General features: G+C 66.3%; 21 protein-coding genes and 1 tRNA gene. 12 read left to right on the top strand and 10 right to left on the bottom strand.

All coding sequences use genetic code 11. From position 1 onward, the window contains the following. Positions 1 to 6 precede the first annotated feature (6 nt). Both JOD62_RS14965 and JOD62_RS00535 read left to right on the top strand, forming a co-directional pair. Complete coding sequence (locus JOD62_RS14965) at positions 7 to 132, top strand: hypothetical protein (RefSeq protein WP_271171573.1); 126 nt, start codon at positions 7 to 9, stop codon at positions 130 to 132. A gap of 292 nt (positions 133 to 424) precedes the next feature. Continuing rightward, positions 425 to 745, top strand: coding sequence for a DUF7882 family protein (locus JOD62_RS00535; protein ID WP_204937401.1), 321 nt, complete (start codon positions 425 to 427; stop codon positions 743 to 745). Positions 746 to 830: 85 nt separating this feature from the next. Here the strand turns inward: JOD62_RS00535 and JOD62_RS00530 are convergent, their stop codons facing one another. After that, positions 831 to 1106, bottom strand: coding sequence for a hypothetical protein (locus JOD62_RS00530; RefSeq protein WP_204937400.1), 276 nt, complete (start codon positions 1104 to 1106; stop codon positions 831 to 833). Between the two features lie 282 nt (positions 1107 to 1388). On the opposite strand from JOD62_RS00530, the gene JOD62_RS00525 reads away from it, so the two are divergent. Further along, complete coding sequence (locus tag JOD62_RS00525) at positions 1389 to 1646, top strand: hypothetical protein (protein ID WP_204937399.1); 258 nt, start codon at positions 1389 to 1391, stop codon at positions 1644 to 1646. Between the two features lie 206 nt (positions 1647 to 1852). On the opposite strand, the gene JOD62_RS00520 is transcribed toward JOD62_RS00525, so the two are convergent. Both JOD62_RS00520 and JOD62_RS00515 read right to left on the bottom strand, forming a co-directional pair. Beyond that, positions 1853 to 3100, bottom strand: a complete 1248-nt coding sequence (locus tag JOD62_RS00520; RefSeq protein WP_204937398.1) for an alpha/beta fold hydrolase — start codon at positions 3098 to 3100, stop codon at positions 1853 to 1855. A gap of 29 nt (positions 3101 to 3129) precedes the next feature. Beyond that, positions 3130 to 5133: a DUF262 domain-containing protein gene (locus JOD62_RS00515; RefSeq protein WP_204937397.1), complete on the bottom strand. Its 2004-nt coding sequence runs from the start codon at positions 5131 to 5133 to the stop codon at positions 3130 to 3132. A gap of 182 nt (positions 5134 to 5315) precedes the next feature. Between JOD62_RS00515 and JOD62_RS00510 the strand changes: the two genes are divergently transcribed. Next, on the top strand, positions 5316 to 6089 hold the full coding sequence (locus tag JOD62_RS00510) for a hypothetical protein (RefSeq protein ID WP_204939996.1): 774 nt from the start codon (positions 5316 to 5318) through the stop codon (positions 6087 to 6089). Positions 6090 to 6317: 228 nt separating this feature from the next. After that, the gene (locus tag JOD62_RS00505) at positions 6318 to 6836 is read left to right on the top strand and encodes a DUF3145 domain-containing protein (RefSeq protein ID WP_204937396.1); all 519 of its coding nucleotides are present in this window, start codon (positions 6318 to 6320) and stop codon (positions 6834 to 6836) included. 141 nt (positions 6837 to 6977) lie between these two features. Here the strand turns inward: JOD62_RS00505 and JOD62_RS00500 are convergent, their stop codons facing one another. From JOD62_RS00500 to aceE, 6 genes are all read right to left on the bottom strand, one after another. Further along, complete coding sequence (locus tag JOD62_RS00500) at positions 6978 to 8213, bottom strand: beta-ketoacyl-[acyl-carrier-protein] synthase family protein (protein ID WP_204937395.1); 1236 nt, start codon at positions 8211 to 8213, stop codon at positions 6978 to 6980. A gap of 90 nt (positions 8214 to 8303) precedes the next feature. Next, on the bottom strand, positions 8304 to 8552 hold the full coding sequence (locus JOD62_RS00495) for an acyl carrier protein (protein WP_204937394.1): 249 nt from the start codon (positions 8550 to 8552) through the stop codon (positions 8304 to 8306). A 70-nt stretch (positions 8553 to 8622) separates the two neighbouring features. Continuing rightward, the gene (locus tag JOD62_RS00490; protein WP_204937393.1) at positions 8623 to 9627 is read right to left on the bottom strand and encodes a beta-ketoacyl-ACP synthase III; all 1005 of its coding nucleotides are present in this window, start codon (positions 9625 to 9627) and stop codon (positions 8623 to 8625) included. Next, positions 9627 to 10556 carry an ACP S-malonyltransferase gene (locus JOD62_RS00485; RefSeq protein WP_204937392.1) on the bottom strand — a complete coding sequence of 310 codons (930 nt, stop codon included), beginning with the start codon at positions 10554 to 10556 and terminating at the stop codon, positions 9627 to 9629. Before JOD62_RS00485 ends, JOD62_RS00490 begins: the two co-directional genes overlap by 1 nt. 91 nt (positions 10557 to 10647) lie before the next feature. After that, positions 10648 to 11871 carry a PucR family transcriptional regulator gene (locus JOD62_RS00480; protein WP_204937391.1) on the bottom strand — a complete coding sequence of 408 codons (1224 nt, stop codon included), beginning with the start codon at positions 11869 to 11871 and terminating at the stop codon, positions 10648 to 10650. 6 nt (positions 11872 to 11877) lie between these two features. Then, positions 11878 to 14601, bottom strand: coding sequence for a pyruvate dehydrogenase (acetyl-transferring), homodimeric type (aceE, locus tag JOD62_RS00475; protein WP_204937390.1), 2724 nt, complete (start codon positions 14599 to 14601; stop codon positions 11878 to 11880). A gap of 170 nt (positions 14602 to 14771) precedes the next feature. Between aceE and JOD62_RS00470 the strand changes: the two genes are divergently transcribed. The 4 genes from JOD62_RS00470 to JOD62_RS00455 all read left to right on the top strand — a co-directional run bounded on the left by JOD62_RS00470 (position 14772) and on the right by JOD62_RS00455 (position 16671). Then, a tRNA-Val gene (locus tag JOD62_RS00470) sits at positions 14772 to 14844 on the top strand. A 35-nt stretch (positions 14845 to 14879) separates the two neighbouring features. Then, a complete protein-coding gene (locus JOD62_RS00465; protein WP_204937389.1) occupies positions 14880 to 15383 on the top strand; it encodes a hypothetical protein in 504 nt (167 codons plus the stop codon). Between the two features lie 53 nt (positions 15384 to 15436). Next, positions 15437 to 15877 (top strand): GNAT family N-acetyltransferase, encoded by a 441-nt coding sequence (locus JOD62_RS00460; protein ID WP_204937388.1) that lies wholly within the window; start codon positions 15437 to 15439, stop codon positions 15875 to 15877. Then, the gene (locus JOD62_RS00455) at positions 15874 to 16671 is read left to right on the top strand and encodes a thermonuclease family protein (protein WP_204937387.1); all 798 of its coding nucleotides are present in this window, start codon (positions 15874 to 15876) and stop codon (positions 16669 to 16671) included. Before JOD62_RS00460 ends, JOD62_RS00455 begins: the two co-directional genes overlap by 4 nt. Here JOD62_RS00455 and JOD62_RS00450 read toward each other — a convergent pair whose 3' ends face one another. Continuing rightward, positions 16672 to 18900: a heavy metal translocating P-type ATPase gene (locus JOD62_RS00450; RefSeq protein WP_204937386.1), complete on the bottom strand. Its 2229-nt coding sequence runs from the start codon at positions 18898 to 18900 to the stop codon at positions 16672 to 16674. 46 nt (positions 18901 to 18946) lie between these two features. Between JOD62_RS00450 and JOD62_RS00445 the strand changes: the two genes are divergently transcribed. The 3 genes from JOD62_RS00445 (at position 18947) to JOD62_RS00435 (ending at position 20505) form a co-directional block, all read left to right on the top strand. Then, positions 18947 to 19345, top strand: coding sequence for a YchJ family protein (locus JOD62_RS00445; RefSeq protein WP_204937385.1), 399 nt, complete (start codon positions 18947 to 18949; stop codon positions 19343 to 19345). Between the two features lie 56 nt (positions 19346 to 19401). Further along, positions 19402 to 19818 (top strand): DUF6153 family protein, encoded by a 417-nt coding sequence (locus JOD62_RS00440; RefSeq protein WP_204937384.1) that lies wholly within the window; start codon positions 19402 to 19404, stop codon positions 19816 to 19818. A gap of 84 nt (positions 19819 to 19902) precedes the next feature. After that, the gene (locus JOD62_RS00435) at positions 19903 to 20505 is read left to right on the top strand and encodes a DUF305 domain-containing protein (RefSeq protein WP_407666018.1); all 603 of its coding nucleotides are present in this window, start codon (positions 19903 to 19905) and stop codon (positions 20503 to 20505) included. The last annotated feature ends 18 nt before the right edge of the window (positions 20506 to 20523 follow it).

Below are 20523 nucleotides of genomic sequence, written 5' to 3'. Positions count from 1 at the left end.
TCGAAGTTGACGAAGAGAGTTGTCGATGCCGTGGAAGACAAGGTCGACGACATGACCGAAGCTGTGGAGTCGACTGTGCGGTCGGCAGGCAGCAAGATCCGCGACGTCGCCGGACGCGGGGACAAGAACTAAGGGCCGATAGGGAATGCCCCTCACACTTCTTCGGGGTGAGGGGCATTTCATCGTTGGGCGAGCGGCGCAGGATACTTCATCGTTGACGGAGACGCCACGGGGTGAGCCGGCGGACAGGCCGGACGTATCGTCTGCAGCAGAGCCGCATCCGAAGGGGACGCACATCGGCCAGTTGGGGTCGGCTCTGATCGGACGGTTCCCCGCCCTGACGTCGCGTTCCACGTTTCCGGGGCGGGGCCTTCCAATCCACAATTGGATACCGAGGAGAGGAGACGGGGCTATCGTTGCCCTTATGGCCACCCTGTACTACGGCAACGCCGTCGAGCCCATCCACATCGAGGATCGCGCGCTCGCACATCTGAAGATCGTGATCGCGACGAAGTTGCGACGACAGGAGAGCTTCACCCTGTCCTGGGAGCACTTCGAGGGTGAGGACGGAGGGCGCTCTACGATCTGGATTCACCCGTCTATTCCGCTGCGCTTCACATTCGAAGGCACGGAGTCCCCGCAGATCAATCCCCGCTGGATAGAGAAGCTCATGAACTCCGTGAACTCGACAGGGGGGATCGCGCTCGTCGACGAGATCCTCGCCACCCCCGAACCTGACGCCTAGGAGCACCGCGGCTCATGTCCCTGTTCAGAGTCGGCTCTGAGGGACGGCAACGACGTCGACATGATCGCCCGTCTCGTCCATATGCTCAGCTCCGCCACACGCATAGCATTCGCCATCCGTCTGGCACGAGCGCCTTGAGCGTGCCCATGTCGGCTGCTTCGATGGTCTTCGTCCCGTCAACGCGCGTGAAGGTGCCCACTGCCGTGAGATCCGATGATCCGGCTGCCATGTTCACGGGTGCTTTCGCGAGATCGAACCCGGATGGCGTCTGTGCGGTGAGGTGCTGATAGACCTCTGCGAGCGAGCCTCCTGAGACTTCGACAGCGACAGTTTCAACAGGGCGGATCACAGCAGACAGCATGTCTCTAAGCCTAGGAGAGGTCGGGGTCCTAGGGACGGCTCTGGTCATTGCTCTGATCTGGAAGACGAGTCGTCGTCGGCGCGCAATCGCGATGCGCCCGAGCATGGAGCGGTTCGTCTCAGGAGATGGGCCCTCTCTACGGCGCCCGCGGATCCGGCCCATCGGTCCCGATGCCGTTCCTTTTCGGGCTGCTTGCCCTACGCGCGAATGGCATTGCCGTCAAGGGGCTCGCCTTCGAGGCCGGTATGAACGATCGTGGGGGCAACGAAACGGAGCACGACCATGAGCGCGACCACTGTCCCTCGATTCGAGTCACGCCAGGTCACCGAGGATGAATGGCTGATCCTTGACAACCGCTACGGACCCACCGACCTGAGATGCACGATCGCATGCGTCCGTCTCGTCGAAGAGAGCCTTGTCGATGTGGTGTGGCTTCGCGACCTTCCCCTCTCGATCACCTATCAATTCGTGCTAGATGTCCTTGAGGAAGTTCGGGGCTTCTACGCGAGCGAGGATCAGACGCACTTGTTGTCGGCATGAGCGTGTCCGACTCCAGAGGCGAGAAGGGGGAATACCCGACTACCGCATCGAATGGGATGCGCTCGGAGAGGTAGTGTGTCAACTCCGCCTAGCATCAGTCCTGCCCCGTGTCTCCGGGGGAGTACTGCGTTGGCACGTCGCTGCAACGGGTTCAAAACCCAGCCATCACGGGTTGACGTCCTGCCTGCCCTGCAGGTATGCCGCGGTCAGCGCACCCGTCGCCCGTGAACGAGATCGATGAGGTGCTCGAGCACGGGGCCGGACCGCAGGCCGTTATGCTCGTGCTCGCTCGTGACGTAGAGCTTCACATCGGGCAGCAGTGCAGCGGTCTCCATCGAGAACTCGTAGGGCACGTAGACGTCGTTCACGTAGACGGCGGCGGCTCCGTGCGCGCCGGACGCGGCGATCGCGTCGCGGTCGTACATGCGCGGCCAGACGAACTCTGCGAGCTCGAGAGCGACGGCGCGCCACGGCTGGAACGCCGGCACCGTCTCGGTCCACTCCCGTCGGATGTGCTCACCCGTGAACAGCGTGGGGTCGGCGGCGAAATCAGCCGGCTCGGTGCGCTCCGCAGCCCAGCGCGTGGCGTGACCGTCGGCGTAGCTTGATTCGTGGAAGGCGAAGTACAGCGGGTTGCGGCCGTCGTACGGCATCGCTGCCTGCAGGTCGTACCGGAACGCATTCGAGCGGGGATCGAGCTCCAGCAGCGACCAGAGCGTCTGCCACCCATCGTTCGTCCCGAGCGCAGAACCTGCGGATCGGAGGCGAGACACCGACACGACTTCGCCGTCCGGCAGCACGATCTCCCCGGCGGCTGCGAGGTCGACGAGGCGGCGCATGGCGTCACGGTGCTCCGGGAACCGGCGGTAGTACTTCTCGGACGCGGTGCGCATCTTGTCGTAGCAGAGCGCGTAGACATCGTCGGGCTGGCGCCCGATCGCGCTCAAGCCACCCGTGATGAACACGTTGTCGAGCGACGCCGCATCCGTGGACAGGTAGGACAGTGTCGTGAACCCGCCGAAGGACTGCCCCAGCACGTTCCAGGTGTCGGCGCCGAGGTGGGCGCGGAACGCCTCGCAGTCTCGCACGATCGCGTCGGCGCGCAGATGCGTCAGGTACTCGGCGGCCGCGGCGCTGCCCTGCTGAAGCAGATCGTCACCGACAGGCGTGGATCGGCCGGTTCCGCGCTGGTCCAGCAGCACGACACGGTAGTGCGCGAGCGCCGCATCCAGCCACATCGGACTTGAGGGGGAGTGGAACGGCCTCGGGGCCTCGTGACCGGGACCGCCCTGCAGGAACACCAGATAGGGGAGGTTCTCGCCGCCCTCACGCGTCACGACCGCGGCGAACACGTCGATCGTTCGGGTGTCGGATGCATCCGCCCAGACCAGCGGAAGGGTGAGCGTGTGCTCCTCGACGGTCAGATCCTGCATTCGGCGCACCACGGTCGTCATACTCCGAGCCTACGCCGACAGGTGAGAGGTCACATCACATCGCCGATGTAGGAGTACTTCACAAAGACCTCCGCCGCGATCCCGGATGCCTCCAGGACGCCCTGCACGGCGGCCATCATGTACTGCGAATCCCAGCCCATGTAGAGGAAGTGCGACTCGTCGAGCTGGTCCCAATGACCGTTCCAGGCCTTGGCATCGTAGATCGGCCCACCGCGCTGTTCGCTGTAGGCCAGCACGGCTGCGCGATTGTCCGCCCAGCCGCGCTTGAAGACCCGGTTGAACAAGTACTTCACGTCGGGGACTTCCCAGTGCTCGCCGCGGTACTCGATGTAGTCGAACTCTCGCTCCCATCCGGCCGGCCAGCCGCGGTGGCGACGCGCGTCGAGGATGGGTGTCAGGCCGTCGTCATCGATCACGGTGACCGCCGGACGCTTCCAGATCTCGATGAACCGATCGGTGAGCTGTGCGGTGCGTGCTGCGATCGCTGCGGTGCCCCAGGATGCTTCGTGCTGCAGCATCCGCGTGTCCTCGACGCCGCTGCGCGCATAGGCCTGTGCTTTCGCGGGGAACGATTCACCGAACACGCGTTCCGTGAGGCTCTGCTCCAGCAGCGTGAGATTGCCGAGCGTGACCGCGAGCGCGCGATGACTGTTCTGCTCGTCCTCACTGAGCTCGCCCCATGGACGTACGCCGTCTCCCGACCAGGAGTCCGACGGTGCCGTCGGCACGATGTGCTCGACGTCGAAGCCGTTCGGGTCCGACACGCCTTCCAGACGACCGAGGACGTAGGTCGCGTGCGGCACCTCCGTGTACTTCAGAGCGACGCGGATGCGTTCGTCGGACGGCGTGATCCGGGCGATGGCCTGCACGAGCTCTTCTTCGCCCACTGCCCGTGCGCGGCAGAGTCGAGCGATCAGGCGATCCGTCGGAACGCCCACGATCGTCCGGCGCAGCAGGAGCGACTGCAGGTGCTCCAGAGTGCGGATCAGCTGCTCTTTTGTGAGCATCCCGGTCTCGTAGTCCCGATAGGCACTCATCACGAGGGGGGAGGAAGCCCGGCCGAATGTGCTCACGTAAGCGAGCTGCTGGGCGATCTCGGGATCCGGCGCGGTGGACGGGTCGAGCAGGATGGAGTACACCCGGGCGTGGTCGCGCCACAGGCTCGCATGCACGCGAAGCGCGTCGACATCGCTGCCGGGGAAGCTCTGTCGGAACGCGCTGTACACGCCGTGCTCGCCGACCGACGTCACCTCACGGCCCGTCGTCATGATGAGGAAGTGACGCCAGAACGCGCCGATCGACTCGCCCGTGCTGCGTTCGATCGGTAGCCAGTAGTCATGCTCGATCTCGCGCTGTTCGGCGTGCGAAAGGCCCATCAGCACGTAATTGTGGATCAGTTCGTGGTCACGCAGCGGCTCACCTGTCGAGTTCAGACTCTCGAAGATCTGCTGTGCGTTCGCCGCCGCGCCCAGCGTGATCGAGACATGCTCGAGCTTCTGCAGTCCCGCCCAGATGCGGGGCGCCTCGTCGGCGTGGACCTGGCTGCGGAAGAAGGCGTAGTTGTCATCGAATCGGGATTCGCGATCGACGGTGCTGTCGACCCGGTCGAGCACGACCGACTCGAACATGTCAGCCCAGGCCTCGTGAGGGCGCAGCTTCGTGCGATCGGGGTCATCCTGACGAACCAGCACACGTTCGAGCTCTGCGGCCATGGTCGGGTCCGTGTCCCGCACGGAGTGATGCAGGGCCGCGACCAGCAGCATGAGCGTGGTGATGCGCTGCTGTCCATCGATCAGGATCAGATCTTCCGGAGCATCCGCGTCATCGTGCGCGGAGAGGATCGAGCCGATGAAGTGGCGGTGATCGTCGGCGGAAGCGGCGACGGTGCGGATGTCGGAGAGGAGCTGCTCGCACCCGCCGATGTCCCAGCGATACTGACGCTGGTAGACCGGGACGACGATCGTCGTCTGCGGTGCGGACAACCACTCGATCGTGTTGACGGCGACGGCCTCGACGTTAGTGGCTGTGCTCATGCTCCTGCTTCGCCCTCCCGACGGCTGTGGAGTCCGCGCCGAAACCGCGCGAGACGCCTCTCAAAGTCTATTCGGTTATTCACGGCGAACCTCTGGGGTCGCCTCAGCGGCGGCTGTTAGCCTTACCTAAGAAGGGCCTGTTAAAACGTGCTGGCCCCTTATGAAAGGACATGACCTCAATCATGGGATACATCAAGTCCGCAGCCCTCGAGGACAAGGGATTCGTCGTTCTCGACAGCTACAACCAGGAGCTCGACCCCAAGGAATGGCTCGACATCGAGTATGTCGACTGGAAGTCCTCGGGTGACACCCGCTTCTCGCCGCTGGCCTCGGCCAAGGGCGAGATCGAGTGCAACGGCTTCTGGAACCACGTGCCTCCGCGCACCGACAAGGACGGTGTCTGGATCGACTCGCAGGTCGAGAAGGCTCCGATCCTCACGCGTCGCGCACAGGAGCCGGGTGCGAACGTCGGCCGCTGCCGCGTCATCGAGCTGCAGCCCACTCCGTACGGTGAGTGCCTGTACAACCTTCACCAGGACGACAACAACCGCCTGAACCCGGATGGCACGGGCTGGGTCGTTCGCGGCTTCTTCAACCTCACCGATGACAAGGACAGCTACTTCGTCCTGCGCGAGAACCGCACCGACCCGAGCGTTGAATACCGCATCGCGCTTCCGGCGGGGGCTCAGCTCATCGTCGACACGCAGCGCCTGTGGCACGCCGCGACCCACAACGGCACCGAGCCGCGCTACTGTCTGATCACCTCGTGGGAGTCGGGCCCCGAGCTCGACGCCTACATCGAGAAGTACAACGGCACGCAGGATGTCGAGAACTACGAGGTCGCCCAGGAGATCCTGGACGCCGGCTACGAGGAGCAGGCGCGCCGCGACGCTGCCCGCGCCGCGTACTACGCAGCAAAGGGTCAGCAGGCGAAGCTCGCCATGAGCGAGGCCTGAGACTCCGCTTCTCTTCACACGGCCCCGGCGCGCATCGCGTCGGGGCCGCTTTTGCTCTCTGCGCGGATGCTGCGCCTCGTCGCTCCACGGGAGGAGCAGCCCGCGTGCGCAAAAGTTACACCCTTGTGATTTCGTCGATCCTGGGTGACAATAGGCGCATAACCGGATAGCTCGCCACTTCGTGGTTCAGGTCGTAGGGGAAGACGCACCTGAAGAAACGGAGAGATTATGGCGACGGAAACAACGCGCCACGCACAGGCGCGAGGAGTGGTGTACATCCACTCCGCACCTCGTGTGCTCTGCCCGCATCTGGAGTGGGCGGTTGGTCGCGCCATCGGGCGCGCCGTCAACTTCGACTGGTCACCCCAGCCGGTTCTCGACGGTGCCCAGCGCGCGGAGTTCTACTGGGATGGTCCGGTGGGCACCGGAGCCGCTCTCGCAACGGCGATTCGGGGCTGGGAGCATCTGCGCTTCGAGGTCACCGAAGACCCGACGCCGCGCAGCGACGGCGGCCGATGGCTGCACACGCCGGATCTCGGAATCCACTATGCGCAGACGGATGCGGCGGGCAACATCGTCATCGGCGAGGATCGAATTCGCTACGCGATGGAGATCGCCGCGGGCGACGCCACCGAACTGCAGCGCGAACTCGGTGTCGCGCTGGGGTCCGCCTGGGACGACGAGCTGGAGCCGTTCCGCCACGCCAGTGATGATGCGCGCGTCGTCTGGCTGCACAAGGTCGGGTGATCCCCAGACTTGGGTCAGTGAGGCGCGACTACCGATGGCCGGTGAAGACCCCCGGCCGATGGGAAAGCGAATCACTGCCCACAGCACGAAGGCCCCGTGCCGAGAGATTCTCGGGACGGGGCCTTCGCTGTGGTTCTGAGGTCAGGCGCTCGCGAAAGCGACGACAGCGTTGTGTCCGCCGAAGCCGAAGGAGTTGCTGATCGCGAGCTGGTCGCCGCTGCCGAGCTGCTGACCGGTGCCCGACAGGCGGAACGGGACAGCCGGATCAGGTGTGGTCATGTTGATCGTCGGCGGAGCGACGCGGTCGCGGAGCGCCAGCAGCGTGAAGATGCCCTCGAGTGCTCCGGTGCCACCGAGCAGGTGACCCGTGGAGGCCTTGGTCGCTGAGACGGGAATCTCGTCGAGGCGGTCACCGAACACGCGCTTGAGGGCGACGTACTCGTTGGGGTCTCCCACCGGAGTCGAGGTCGCGTGCGCGTTGATGTGCGTGACCTCGTCGGCGGAGCGTCCTGCCATCTGCAGCGCCATCTCCACGGCACGGGCCGCGCCCGCACCCTCGGGGTCGTTGCCTGTGATGTGGTACGAGTCAGCCGTGACGCCACCACCGACGACATAGCCGTAGATCTTGGCGCCGCGAGCCTTCGCGTGCTCTTCGGTCTCGAGGATCATGACGGCCGCGCCCTCGCCCATGACGAAGCCGTCACGGTCGATCGCACCGGGACGCGATGCGGTCGCCGGGTCGTCGTTGCGGCGCGAGAGCGCCTGCGCGGAGGCGAAGGAGGCCATGGTGATCGGGTGGATCGCAGACTCCGCGCCACCGGCGATCACGACGTCTGCGAGTCCTTCCTGCAGGTGCTTGTAGGCGCTGAGGACCGATTCGGTGCTCGAAGCGCAGGCGCTGACGACGGTCTGCGCGTATGCGCGGGCGCCGAAGATCAGCGAGAGGTTGCCGGCTGCCGCGTTGGGCATGAGCATCGGCACGGTCAGCGGCATGACGCGACGCGGGCCGCGCTCGCGCAGGGTGTCCCAGGCGTCCAGGAGCGTCCACAGGCCGCCGATCCCGGTGGCGAAGTCGATGCCGAGGCGTTCGGGAGCGACCTCGGGAGAGCCCGCGTCTTCCCAGGCCTCACGCGCGGCGATGACGGCGAACTGCGCGGAGGGGTCGAGACGCTTGGCCTCGTGACGGGGCAGCACCTCTTCGGGGCGCACCATCGCCTCGGCGGCGAAGGTGACGGGAAGGTCGTACTTCTCCACCCAGTCGTGCTCGAGGGTGCGTCCGCCGGACATGCCTGCGAGCAGGTTGCTCCAGTTTTCGGGAGCGGTGCCGCCGATGGCGGACGATGCGCCGATACCGGTGACGACGATGCGCTTGGTCATTGCAGATGATCCTTGTCGAGATCGGGAGAGGGTGGCTGAGGGCGAGGATGCCACGTCCCGCAGGTGCGGGCGTGGCATCCTTCGGGAGGATTACTCCTGGCCGGCGACGATGAAGTTGACGGCGTCCGCGACGGTCTTCAGGTTCTTGACCTCGTCGTCGGGGATGGTGACGCCGAACTTCTCCTCGGCGTTGACGACGATCGTCATCATCGAGATCGAGTCGATGTCGAGGTCATCGGTGAACGACTTCTCGAGGGCGACCTCGGATGCGTCGATGCCGGTCTCATCGGTGACGAGCTCTGCGAGGCCAGCAAGGACCTCATCGTTGGTGAAAGCCATGGCTTTTCCTCTTTCTTACGGGGGTGAGTTGTCGGAACAGTGAAACAGTCTAGGGAACGATCGCGCGCACTCAGGGGAGCACGACGACTTGTGCGGCGAACACGAGTCCTGCGCCGAAGCCGATCTGCAGGGCGAGACCGCCGCTGAGTTCCGGGTGCTCCTGCATCAGGCGGTGGCTGGCCAGGGGAATCGATGCGGCCGAGGTGTTGCCGGTCGTCTCGATGTCGCGAGCGACGACCGTCGACTCCGGGAGGCCGAGCTGCTTCGCGAACTCGTCGATGATGCGCATGTTCGCCTGGTGGGGGATGAAGGCGGCGAGGTCGGACGCCTCGATGCCGGCCTTGTCGAGCGCTTCGCGTGCGACCTTAGCCATCTCCCACACGGCCCAGCGGAAAACGGTGGGTCCCTCCTGGCGCAGGGTCGGCCATTCGGTCTTGCCGTCGCGGAAATCGGTGAGGGTGGCGTTCATGCCGACAGCATCGGACTTCGAGCCGTCCGATCCCCAGACAGCCGGCGCGATGCCGGGGGTCTCGCTCGGGCCGATGAGGGCGGCGCCTGCGCCGTCGCCGAGGAGGAACGAGATGCTGCGATCCGTCGGATCCACGATGTCGGAGAGCTTCTCCGCGCCGATGACGAGTGCGTAACGCGCGGCTCCTGCGCGGATGAGTGCGTCTGCCTGTGCGACGGCGTAGGCGTAGCCCGCGCACGCCGCATTCATGTCGTAGGCCGCCGCGGGGTTCGCGCCGACCCGGTCGGCGACGATCGCCGACACCGACGGCGTCTGCTTGGGGTTGCTGATCGTCGCGACGATGACCAGGTCGACCTCGGACGGGTCGATCCCCGCGGTGGCGATGGCCTCGGCACCGGCCGCACTGGCCAGATCGATCGCGTCGGTCTCCGCAACCGCGCGGGTGCGAGTGATGATTCCGGTGCGCTGGCGGATCCACTCGTCGCTCGAGTCGATCGGGCCGACGAGGTCGTCGTTGGGGACGGCGATCTCACCGCGCGCGGCGCCGTACGCGTAGATGCGCGTGTATGCGGGCCCCTGGAGCTGGGTGAGCGTGGGCTGAGACATCAGGATTCCGTTCCGGCGTTGAGCAGTTCGAGAGCGGCGGGAAGATCTTCGGGAGTCTTCACCGCGACCGAGGGAACGCCACGCAGTGCGCGCTTGGCGAGCCCGACGAGCGCGCCCGCAGGCGCGAGTTCGACGATACCCGTGACGCCGGCCTCCGCGAAGGACGCCATGCAGCGATCCCAGCGCACGGGGGAGGCGATCTGACGAACGATGAGCTGCAGAGCCTCCGTCCCGGCGGCGACGGTGGAACCATCGCTGTTGGTCCAGAGGGGGAGCGCGGGGTCTGTGATCTCCGCCGCCGGGATCTCGTCGACGACGGCCTGGAGCACGGGCTGCGCAGACGCCATGTAGCGCGTGTGGAACGCGCCGGCGACCTGGAGAGGGACGACGCGCACTCCGCGCGGCGGCTCGGCAGCAAGCGCGGCGAGCTTGTCGAGCGCGCCAGCGGCCACGATCTGTCCGCCGCCGTTGTAGTTCGCGGGTGTCAGATCGAGCGACTCCAGCAACGCGACCACGTCGGCTTCGACGCCGCCGAGAACGGCGCTCATTCCGGTCTGTTCGCGCGAGGCGGCATCGGCCATCGCGCGGCCGCGAACGCCGACGATCCGCAGCGCGCTCTCGTCGGACACGACGCCGGTGGCGGCAAGAGCGGCGAGCTCGCCGACAGAGTGCCCTGCGACGCCACCCGCCTGTGCGGTGGCGGCGCCGAGAGCGTGCCACGCCAGAAGGCTGGCAGCGACGATCAGCGGCTGCGCGATCTGCGTGTCACGGATCGTGTCTGCATTCGACACTGTGCCGTGCTGCACGAGGTCGACCTGCGCCGCATCCGAGTACGCGGCGAGTCGTTCGGCCGCTCCTTCGAGCTCGAGCCAGGGTGCGAGAAAACCGGGAGTCTGTGAGCCCTGTCCAGGGCATACGACGACAATCACCCGTCTAGTCTGCCAACGAATCGACACGGAGGGTGGCACAACCCTCACAAGAATCTCGAAATCCGTTGTGGGTGTCGAACAGTGTGCCCGCTCAGCGGGGGCGTCGGTTCATCGGACGTCGACGCACGGGTTCTGCCGTTCCGATGGAACCGAGCACGAGCGCGGTTTGCAGGATGAACGCCTCGCGCGGTCCGGTGGCGTCCCAGCCGATGACTTCGCTCACGCGCTTGAGCCGGTAGCGCACGGTGTTCGGATGGACGAACAGCTCGCGTGCCGTCGCCTCAAGAGAGCGGCCGTTGTCGAGATAGCTCCACAGAGTGGAGATGAGATCTGTCGAATGCGCCTGCAGCGGGCGGAAGATCCGTTCGATGAGCGTCTGCTTCGCCAGCGGGTCCCCGGCGATCGCCCGCTCGGGGAGCAGATCGTCCGCCTCGACCGGACGCGGTGCGCTGCGCCAGGAACGCGCCACGGCGAAGCCGGCCAGCGCTGCGCGGGCGCTCTGGCTCGCGTCGACGAGTGCGGCGACAGCCGGACCCAGCACGACGTAGCCAGGACCGAACGAGGGCTCGAGGGCCTGTGCGATCTCGGTGAAGGAGAGCTCGTCGTCGATGTCTTCCTCGGGGCGGCCGGCCAGGCGTGCGCGTCCGACGACGAGGACGAGACGGGAACCCTGCACGCCGACCAGGACGTCGACGGCGAGCTTTCGTGCGGTGCGACGGACAAGGTCGATGTCGAACTGCGGGGGAGTCGTGCCGACGATGACGCAGACCTCGCCGTGGCCGTGCCAGCCGAGCGCTGCGATACGACTGGGAAGCTCCTCGTCGGCTTCGCCCGTGAGGATCGAGTCGACGACGAGCGCCTCGAGGCGAGCATCCCAGAGACCGCGGGCCTCGGCGGCGCGCGCGTAGACGTCTGCGGCGGCGAAGGCGACATCCCGCGAATACAGCAGGATGGCCTCGCGCACGTGTTCGCCACGGCCGGCGACGCGCTCTTCCGTCACCTCGACGGTGACTCGGATGAGCTGCAGAGTCTGCTGCAGACTCACGCTGCGCAGCAGCTCACGGGGTGCCGCGGCGAAGATGTCCGCGGCGATCCACGGGGTGGAGGTGGGATCGTCGAACCATTGGATGAACGACGTGATGCCCGCCTGCGCGACGAGGCCGACGGCCGATCGTCGCGCAGGCGGCATCTCCGCGTACCACGGCAGCGAATCCTCCAGGCGCTGGAGCGTTGCGGTGGCGAGATCACCGGAGATACGGCGCAACCAGGTGAGGGTTGCCGCCTTATCCGGAGACGCGGATGTGGTGTCAGTCACGAATGCTTAGCTCTCGCCGCCTGCGTTGCCGCTGGTGCCGGAGTTCACATCGTGGAGGCGGTACTTCTCGATCGCCTGCGCGGCCAGGGCGCGGTCGACCTTGCCCTCCTTCGCGAGGGCCTGCAGCGTGCGCACCACGATCGACGGGCCGTCGATCTTGAAGTAGCGACGGGCAGCGGCACGCGTGTCGGAGAATCCGAAGCCGTCGGCACCGAGGGTGACGAACTGCTGAGGAACCCACGGGCGGATCTGGTCCTGCACGGCGTGCATGAAATCGCTCACGGCGACGACCGGACCCTCTGCACCCTGCAGTTTGTCGGTGAGGTACGCGGTGCGCGGCTCGGCCTCGGGGTGCAGGAAGTTGTGCTCGTCGGCGGCGAGGCCGTCGCGGCGCAGTTCGGTCCACGAGGTGACCGACCAGACGTCTGCCGTGACACCCCAGTCCTTCTGCAGCAGTTCCTGTGCCTCGAATGCCCAGGGGAGTCCGACGCCGGAGGCGAAGAGCTGGGCGCGCGGCCCGTTGCCCTCACCGGTTGACACCTTGTGGATACCGCGGACGATGCCTTCGACGTCGACGTTTTCCGGCTCAGCGGGCTGCAGAAGCGGCTCGTTGTAGACGGTGATGTAGTACATGACGTTCGGGTCTTCGTGCTGGCCGCCGTACATGCGCTCCAGACCAGAGCGCACGATGTGGGCGATCTCGTACCCGTAGGCGGGGTCATACGACACCGTCGCGGGGTTCGTGGCCGCGAGCAGGTGCGAGTGACCGTCCGCGTGCTGCAGGCCCTCACCGGTCAGCGTCGTGCGTCCTGCGGTGGCACCGACGATGAAGCCGCGTGCCATCTGGTCGCCGGCGGCCCACTGGGCGTCGCCCGTGCGCTGGAACCCGAACATCGAGTAGAAGACGTAGATCGGGATGAGCGGCTCGCCGTGCGTCGCGTACGACGTACCGGCCGCAGTGAAGGCGGCAAGCGCACCCGCCTCGTTGATTCCGACGTGCACGATCTGCCCCTGCGGGCTCTCCTTGTATGCAAGGAGCAGCTCCCGGTCGACCGACGTGTAGTGCTGGCCGTTCGGGTTGTAGATCTTCGCGGTCGGGAAGTACGCATCCATACCGAAGGTGCGCGCCTCATCCGGGATGATCGGGACGATGCGGTGGCCGAAGTCCTTCGTGCGAAGGAGATCCTTCAGAAGGCGGACGAAGGCCATCGTGGTGGCGATCTCCTGTGTGCCGGAGCCCTTCTTCGGGAGCGCGTATGCCGCGTCATCCGGAAGCGTGAGGCCGACGTGCGTGGAGCGGCGCTCCGGCAGGAATCCGCCGAGGCTCTTGCGACGCTCGAGCATGTACTGGATCGTCTCGTCCTGCGCGCCCGGGTTGTAGTACGGAGGCAGGTACGGGTTCTCTTCGAGCTGAGCATCCGTGATCGGGATGTGCATGGCGTCGCGGAACGTCTTGAGGTTCTCGAGCGTCATCTTCTTCATCTGGTGGGTCGCGTTGCGGCCCTCGAAGGACGGGCCCAGGCCGTAGCCCTTGACCGTCTTCGCCAGGATGACGGTCGGCTGGCCCTTGTGCTCGACGGCTGCCTTGAATGCGGCGTAGACCTTGCGGTAGTCGTGGCCACCGCGGCGCAGACCCCAGATCTGCTCGTCCGTGTAGTCCTTGACCAGTGCTGCGGCGCGCTCGTCGCGGCCGAAGAAGTGCTCGCGCACGTACGCGCCCGACTCGGCCTTGTAGGTCTGGTAGTCACCGTCGGGGGTGTTGTTCATCAGGTTGAGCAGCGCACCGTCGGTGTCGAGGGCGAGCAGCTCATCCCACTCACGGCCCCAGACGACCTTGATGACGTTCCAGCCGGCGCCGCGGAAGTACGACTCCAGCTCCTGAACGATCTTTCCGTTGCCGCGGACCGGTCCGTCGAGGCGCTGCAGGTTGCAGTTCACGACGAACGTGAGGTTGTCGAGACCCTCATTGGCGGCGACTTGAAGCTGGCCGCGGCTCTCGATCTCGTCCATCTCGCCGTCGCCGAGGAAGGCCCAGACGTGCGACGCCGAGGTGTCCTTGATGCCGCGGTTCTCGAGATACTTGTTGGACATCGCCTGGTAGATCGCGTTGATCGGGCCGAGACCCATCGACACGGTCGGGAACTGCCAGTAGTCCTGCATCAGGCGCGGGTGCGGATACGAGGGGATGCCGAAGGCGTTGGACTTCTCCTGACGGAAGCCGTCGAGGTGCTTCTCGTCCAGGCGTCCTTCGAGGAAGGAACGCGCGTAGATGCCGGGGGAGGCGTGACCCTGGATGAAGATCTGGTCGCCGCCGCCGGGGTTGTCTGCGCCACGGAAGAAGTGGTTGAAGCCGACTTCGTAGAGCGAGGCCGAGGAGGCGTAGGTCGAGATGTGACCGCCGACGCCGATGCCGGGGCGCTGCGCGCGGTGAACCGTGACCGCAGCGTTCCAGCGGATCCAGGAGCGGTAGCGGCGCTCGATCTCCTCGTCGCCGGGGAACTCGGGTTCGTTCTCGGAGGCGATCGTGTTGATGTAGTCCGTGGTGGGAACCATCGGCACGCCCAGATGCAGCTCCTTGGAGCGCTTGAGCAGGCTCAGCATGATCTCGCGGCCGCGGCCGTGTCCCTTCGCATCGACGAGTTCGTCGAGCGACTGCTGCCATTCGGTGGTCTCTTCGGGGTCGCTGTCGAGCGGACCCTGCGAGTACGGATCCTGGTCGTGAACAGTCACGTGGAGCCTTTCGTCATGCTGGCAGGTCATGCCAAGGAAACGGGAAGCGACGCGGGGAGCCTTGTCGACTCTGCACAACGCGTGCTGTCGACAGCCTAGCGTCCCTCTGCGCGCAGGTCGCGTGCATCACGCAAAGAGGGCGGGGAGAGACCGCTACACTGAATGCACCAGGGCCTTTAGCTCAGCTGGTAGAGCGCCACGTTTACACCGTGGATGTCATCGGTTCGATCCCGGTAGGGCCCACTTCCCCAGCATCTCTCCTCGTTAGCATGAGTCTGATGTCGATTGAATCTCCGTCAACTCCGCAGGCGCGACGACGGCGGCGCGCGCGATGGCTGATCGCGGGCGCCACGACCGCCGTGGTCGTCGGCGGTGCGCTGCTCGTTCCTGCGTTGCGGCTCGACCTCGCCACGAACGTGACGATCGCGCTGAGCTACGTCGGAGATGACGGGCGAACGTACTCCTGCACCTACGACTACCGCACGCCGCACCGCCTGCCCATGCCCGCCTCCACCGCCGAGAGCATGAACGAACGAGATTGGTCTCGTACCGGGCAGCTCATCTACGAATGGGCGAAGCAGCACCCTGCCGACGCGTGGACTACACAAGATGAACTGCCCGCGGACCACCCCCGCTCGACGCGCGCTGATGCGTCGTGGGGCCTGGCGATGGACCGGTTCGTCCGCTTTCCGCCGTGGACGATCGACGCGGGAAATGGGCCGGAGTACGAGCTGTGGTGGACGGCGCGCGCGGGGAGCACCTGCGCCGACGGCCTGCGGTGATGGGCCTCGTCATACATTCCACGGATGTCGGCGGGCAACCATAGACTCGCCGGATGCTGCGCATTGCTCCGATCGGTCCTGATGATCGTGCCGACTGGCTGTCGCTCTGGGAGGGGTATCTCGCCTTCTACGAAGCGACCCTCTCACCCGAGCAGACGGCCCTCACCTTCGACCGTCTGGTCGCGGATGACACCATCCACGGTGCGATCGCCCGCGCAGACGATGGTTCTGCACTGGGCATCGTGCACTGGCTCACGCACCCCGCGACCTGGTCGGCAGGGGAGTACTGCTACCTCGAAGACCTATATGTCGCGCCCGACGCGCGCGGCACGGGCGCAGGGCATGCGCTGATCGGGCACGTCACTGACTGGGCCAAAGACGCGGGCTGCGCGAAGGTCTACTGGCTGACGCAGAACACGAATGCGACCGCGCGGGCGCTCTACGACCGGGTCGCGTCCGATACCGGCTTCGTGCACTACCAAATCGCGTTGTGACGGGTCGCCGCGGGAGGAAGATCCGCCCGCTTCACATTCTCGGCGGTGTGCTGGCGATCGGCCTCATCGGCTCCATCATCATCGTGACGGGTGCGCCTTCACTGCTCGACCGGGTGCAGGCTGTCGTCTCAGAACAGCCGGATCCTCACCCCGAAACGGCGTCGGCGCAGGTCTCGGCGACCTTCGTCTCCGTGATCGATGGCGACACGATCGAGACAAGCGTGGGCACGGTGCGCCTGATCGGCATCGATACGCCCGAACGCGGTGAGTGCGGCTACGGCGAAGCATCCGCGCAGATCGGGATGGCAGTGACAGCGGGCGCTCCGCTCACCCTCACTCGTCCTGAGGGGCAGAACGACCGTGATCGCTACGACCGCCTCCTTCGCTACGTCGCGACCGAAGCCGGTGCCGACTTGGGGCTGGTCCAACTGCAGGCGGGGCACGCGGTCGCACGATTTGACTCCCGTGACGGCTATCCGATGCATCCGAACGAGGTGAGCTATCAGGCGGCACAGACGGCGATTCGGGATGCCACGGGCGTGGTGGTGCCGCTCGGGTGCCAGGCTCAGCCGCCGCCTCCGGTCGATGCCCCGGAGCCGATCGCTGGAGCCGCTGCCGAGGAGGGCTGGTGGTACCAGTACACCTCGTGTGGCCGCCTCAAGAAGAACGCCGCAGGCCACCCCGTCGGTCCCTTCAGCCGTGATGATCCCGCGCAGGCCGCGATCTACGAGTGGTTCGCATTCGGCACAGGAAACAAGGGCGACGGTGACCGCGACGGGCTGGCCTGCGAGTAGTCAGCGCACCTCTTCGCTGATGCGCTCGGGGCGCAGGTCCATCCGGCGCAGCAGCTGCGCGTTCAGGGCGACCACGATCGTCGACAGCGACATCAACACCGCGCCGACCGACATCGGGAGGATGAACCCGATCGGTGCCAGCACTCCCGCGGCGAGCGGCACGGCGAGCAGGTTGTATCCGGCCGCCCACCACAGGTTCTGCGTCATCTTGCGGTAGCTGGCATGCGACAGGTCGATCGCCGAGACCACCGATCGCGGGTCATCGCTGGCGAGAATCACACCCGCCGACGCAATTGCGACATCGGTTCCCGCGCCGATCGCGATGCCGACGTCGGCGCGCGCAAGGGCCGGGGCGTCGTTGACGCCGTCGCCGACCATCGCGACGACACGCCCCTCGTCGATGAGCTCGCCGACCTTCTGCGACTTATCTTCCGGTCGGACTCCGGCGAAGAAGCGCGTGATGCCGAGCTCCGCGGCGACGGACGCGGCAACCGCCTCTGCGTCGCCGGTGATCATGACGACCTCAACCCCGCGCTTGTGCAGTGCGGCGACGGCATCGCGGGACGCCGAGCGGATCTCATCCGCCAGCCGCAGGGCTCCCGCTACGGCGCCGTCGACCAGCACGTGCAGGATGATCGAGCCGGTCGTGCGCCATTCGTCGGCGATGGGAAGTTCGTGCGCACTCTCGTTCGCGAGCATCTTCGGTCCGCCGACATGAACGACCTTCTCGTCGACGACGGCGCGGACACCTTCGGCCGGGTTCGAGGTGAACCCGCGTGACGCGGCGAGTGCCAGTGAACGATCCGCTGCAGCCTGCACGATCGCGCGGGCGAGCGGGTGCTCGGAGTCATGTTCGGCGCTGGCGGCCAGGCGCAGCACTTCGTCCTCGGTGAAGCCTTCGGCTGCGGCGATCTCGGTGACGGCGGGGGCGCCTTCGGTGAGCGTGCCGGTCTTGTCGAAGAGCACGGTGTCGACGCTGCGCATGCGCTCCAGAGCCAGGCGATCCTTGACCAGGATGCCGCCGCGTGCCGCGCGCTCCGTGGCGATCGACACCACCAGAGGGATCGCCAGGCCCAACGCGTGCGGGCAGGCGATCACGAGAACAGTGATCGTGCGAACAACGGCGGCATCCGGCATCCCGATCGCTGTCCAGACGATCGCCGTGATGACGCCCGCGATCAGCGCGAACCAGAAGAGCCAGCCGGCGGCGCGGTCGGCGATGCGCTGGGCGCGCGAGCTCGAGAGCTGCGCTTCGGAGACGAGGCGACTGATTCCGGCCAGCGCGGTGTCCTCGCCGACGGCCGTGACACGGGCCCGCACGCCCGAGTCGGTTGCGACGGTACCTGCGACGAGCGTGTCGCCGACGCTGCGGGTCACCGTCCGGGACTCGCCCGTGATCATCGACTCGTCCATGCTGGCCGTACCCTCGGTGATCACAGCATCCGCGGGCACGCGCCCGCCCGGACGAATCAGCACGACGTCGTCCACGCGCAGATCTGCGGGTGCGACCTTCTCGAGCCCGTCGCCGACGACGCGCTCCGCCTCGTCCGGCAGGAGCGCCGCCAGAGAGTCGAGTGCGGACGTCGTGTCGGCGAGTGAGCGCATCTCGATCCAGTGGCCGAGAAGCATGATGACGACGAGGAGCGCGAGTTCCCACCAGAAGTCGAGCTCGTGATGCAGGATGCCGAGCGTCGCGCCCCACGAGGCGATGAACGCCACGGTGATCGCGAGAGCGATCAGCAGCATCATCCCCGGTTTGCGTGCGCGGAGTTCTTGCACGGCCCCGGTCAGGAAGGGGCGCCCGCCCCACAGGTAGATGACGGTGCCCAGAACCGGAGGAATCCAGGCGATGACAGGGTTATCCGGCACGGAGTAGCCGACCAGCATCGCGAACATGGGCGAGAAGGCGACGACGGGTACGGCGAGCGCCAGCATCACCCAGAACAGGCGACGGAACTGCCCGACATGGTCGCCGTGCCCGCCGTGCCCGCCGTGCGAGGCGTGATCGTCATGGCCGCCAGCAGATTCCTGCGTCGCGTGGCCCGCATGCGCCGAGTGGTTCGCATGCGCGTCGTGCTCGCCGGGCGCGCTGTGTCCGTGATGAGTGCCGTGGCCTTCGGGGCCGCCGTGCTCCGAATGCGTGTCGTGGCTGGTGTGCTCCCCGTGTGCCGCATGAGCGTGCTGCGCAGCGGGTACGGTGGGTGCATCATCCTTCGTTGAGTCATCCATGATGACAGCAACCATATACCCCATAGGGGTATTCCGAAAGGCCTTCATGTCGACACCTCCCGCTGAGGAGCGCTGCCCGTGCGGACGCGGTGACGCGTACTCGGCGTGTTGCGGGTCCTTCCTTGACGGGGGAACTGCGCCGACAGCCGAGGCGCTCATGCGCTCGCGCTACACGGCGTTCTCGCGCGGTCATGTCGCACACCTGCTTCGCACCTGGCACGCGTCGACTCGTCCCGCGCATCTGGAGCTCGACCCCGACGCGACCTGGGTGCGTCTCGCGATCGTGGACACGGTCGCCGGCGGTCCGTTCGACCGCGAGGGCGTCGTCGAGTTCGTGGCGATGTACGAGGAGACGGGGCAGCGTCATCGTCTGCGCGAACGCAGCAGGTTCGTGCGGGAGGGCCGGGAATGGTTCTACGTCGATGGGGTTCACAGCGACCTGTGAATCGCGGCACCCGCCTACCCGGGTGGGGTATCCTCGCTCGCGGAGCGTGAACGGCAATGGCATTGGCGAGAGACCTGACACCGCGACGCGGACGACGCGCGTGGTTCCTGCTGGTGCTCGCCGTACCCCTGTTGATCGCCGGACTCCTCGGCATGCACACGATGGCCGCGCCACCGGACACCATGTCGCACGGGGACGCCCCGGCACACATGGCCGTCGATGCCCCGCTGTCTCCGGTGGCGGAGGCGGGCGGGCCGCCGCCGCTGACGGATGCTCCAGCACCCCACCACGGTGATGCGGTCATGATGACCTGCGTCCTTGCGCTTGCCCTGCTCGTGCTGCTCCGGGCGCGGACCACGCCGACACTCCTCACTATCGCTGCGCCGATGCTGGCCCCACGTATGGAGCTGTTCGCCACCCAGAGACATCCTGTCGCGCCGAGTCTCACGGAACTCTCGATACTGCGGACCTGAGAAGCATCCGCCCGGTTGTCCAGATCGGGCAGACGCACCGTCCTTCGGGACGTTTCTCATACGACAGCAGAAAGAAGAACGACGATGTCCATGATCGACCGCAAGAATGCCCGCCTCGCCCTGCTCGCGGCGCTACCGCTGACCCTCGCACTGGGACTCAGCGGCTGTGCGAACACAGGGGGAATGCCCGGAATGGATCACACGAGTGATTCGTCATCGGTCTCGCCTGCGCCGGTCAGCGCGGCGGATCAGATGTTCGTGACGATGATGATCCCGCACCATGAGCAGGCGATCCAGATGAGCGACGTGATCCTCGAGAAGGAGGGGGTCGACGAGCGGGTCCGCACGCTGGCCGAGGAGATCAAGGCAGCACAGGGACCGGAGATCGAGCGTATGAACGCGTGGCTCACGGAGTGGGGTGTGCGCGCTGACGGACACGCCGGCATGGACCACGGTGACGGAATGATGTCCGCCGAGGACATGGCCAACCTGGAGGCGGCAAACGGCGCAGATGCGGCACGCCTGTTCCTCGAGCAGATGATCGTGCACCATGAGGGCGCCGTCGAGATGGCGCAGGTCGCCGTCGAGAACGGTGAAGATCCGGATGTCCGCGCCCTCGCGCAGGAGGTCATCGACGCGCAGCAGATTGAGATCGCCACGATGCGCGATCTTCTGACCCAGCTGTAGAACCTTGGACGGATGCTG

Source organism: Microbacterium keratanolyticum, from assembly GCF_016907255.1.
Taxonomy (GTDB): Bacteria; Actinomycetota; Actinomycetes; order Actinomycetales; family Microbacteriaceae; genus Microbacterium; species Microbacterium keratanolyticum.
Note: the sequence above shows the minus strand (reverse complement) of the source record. Positions and strands in the feature narration are given on the sequence as shown.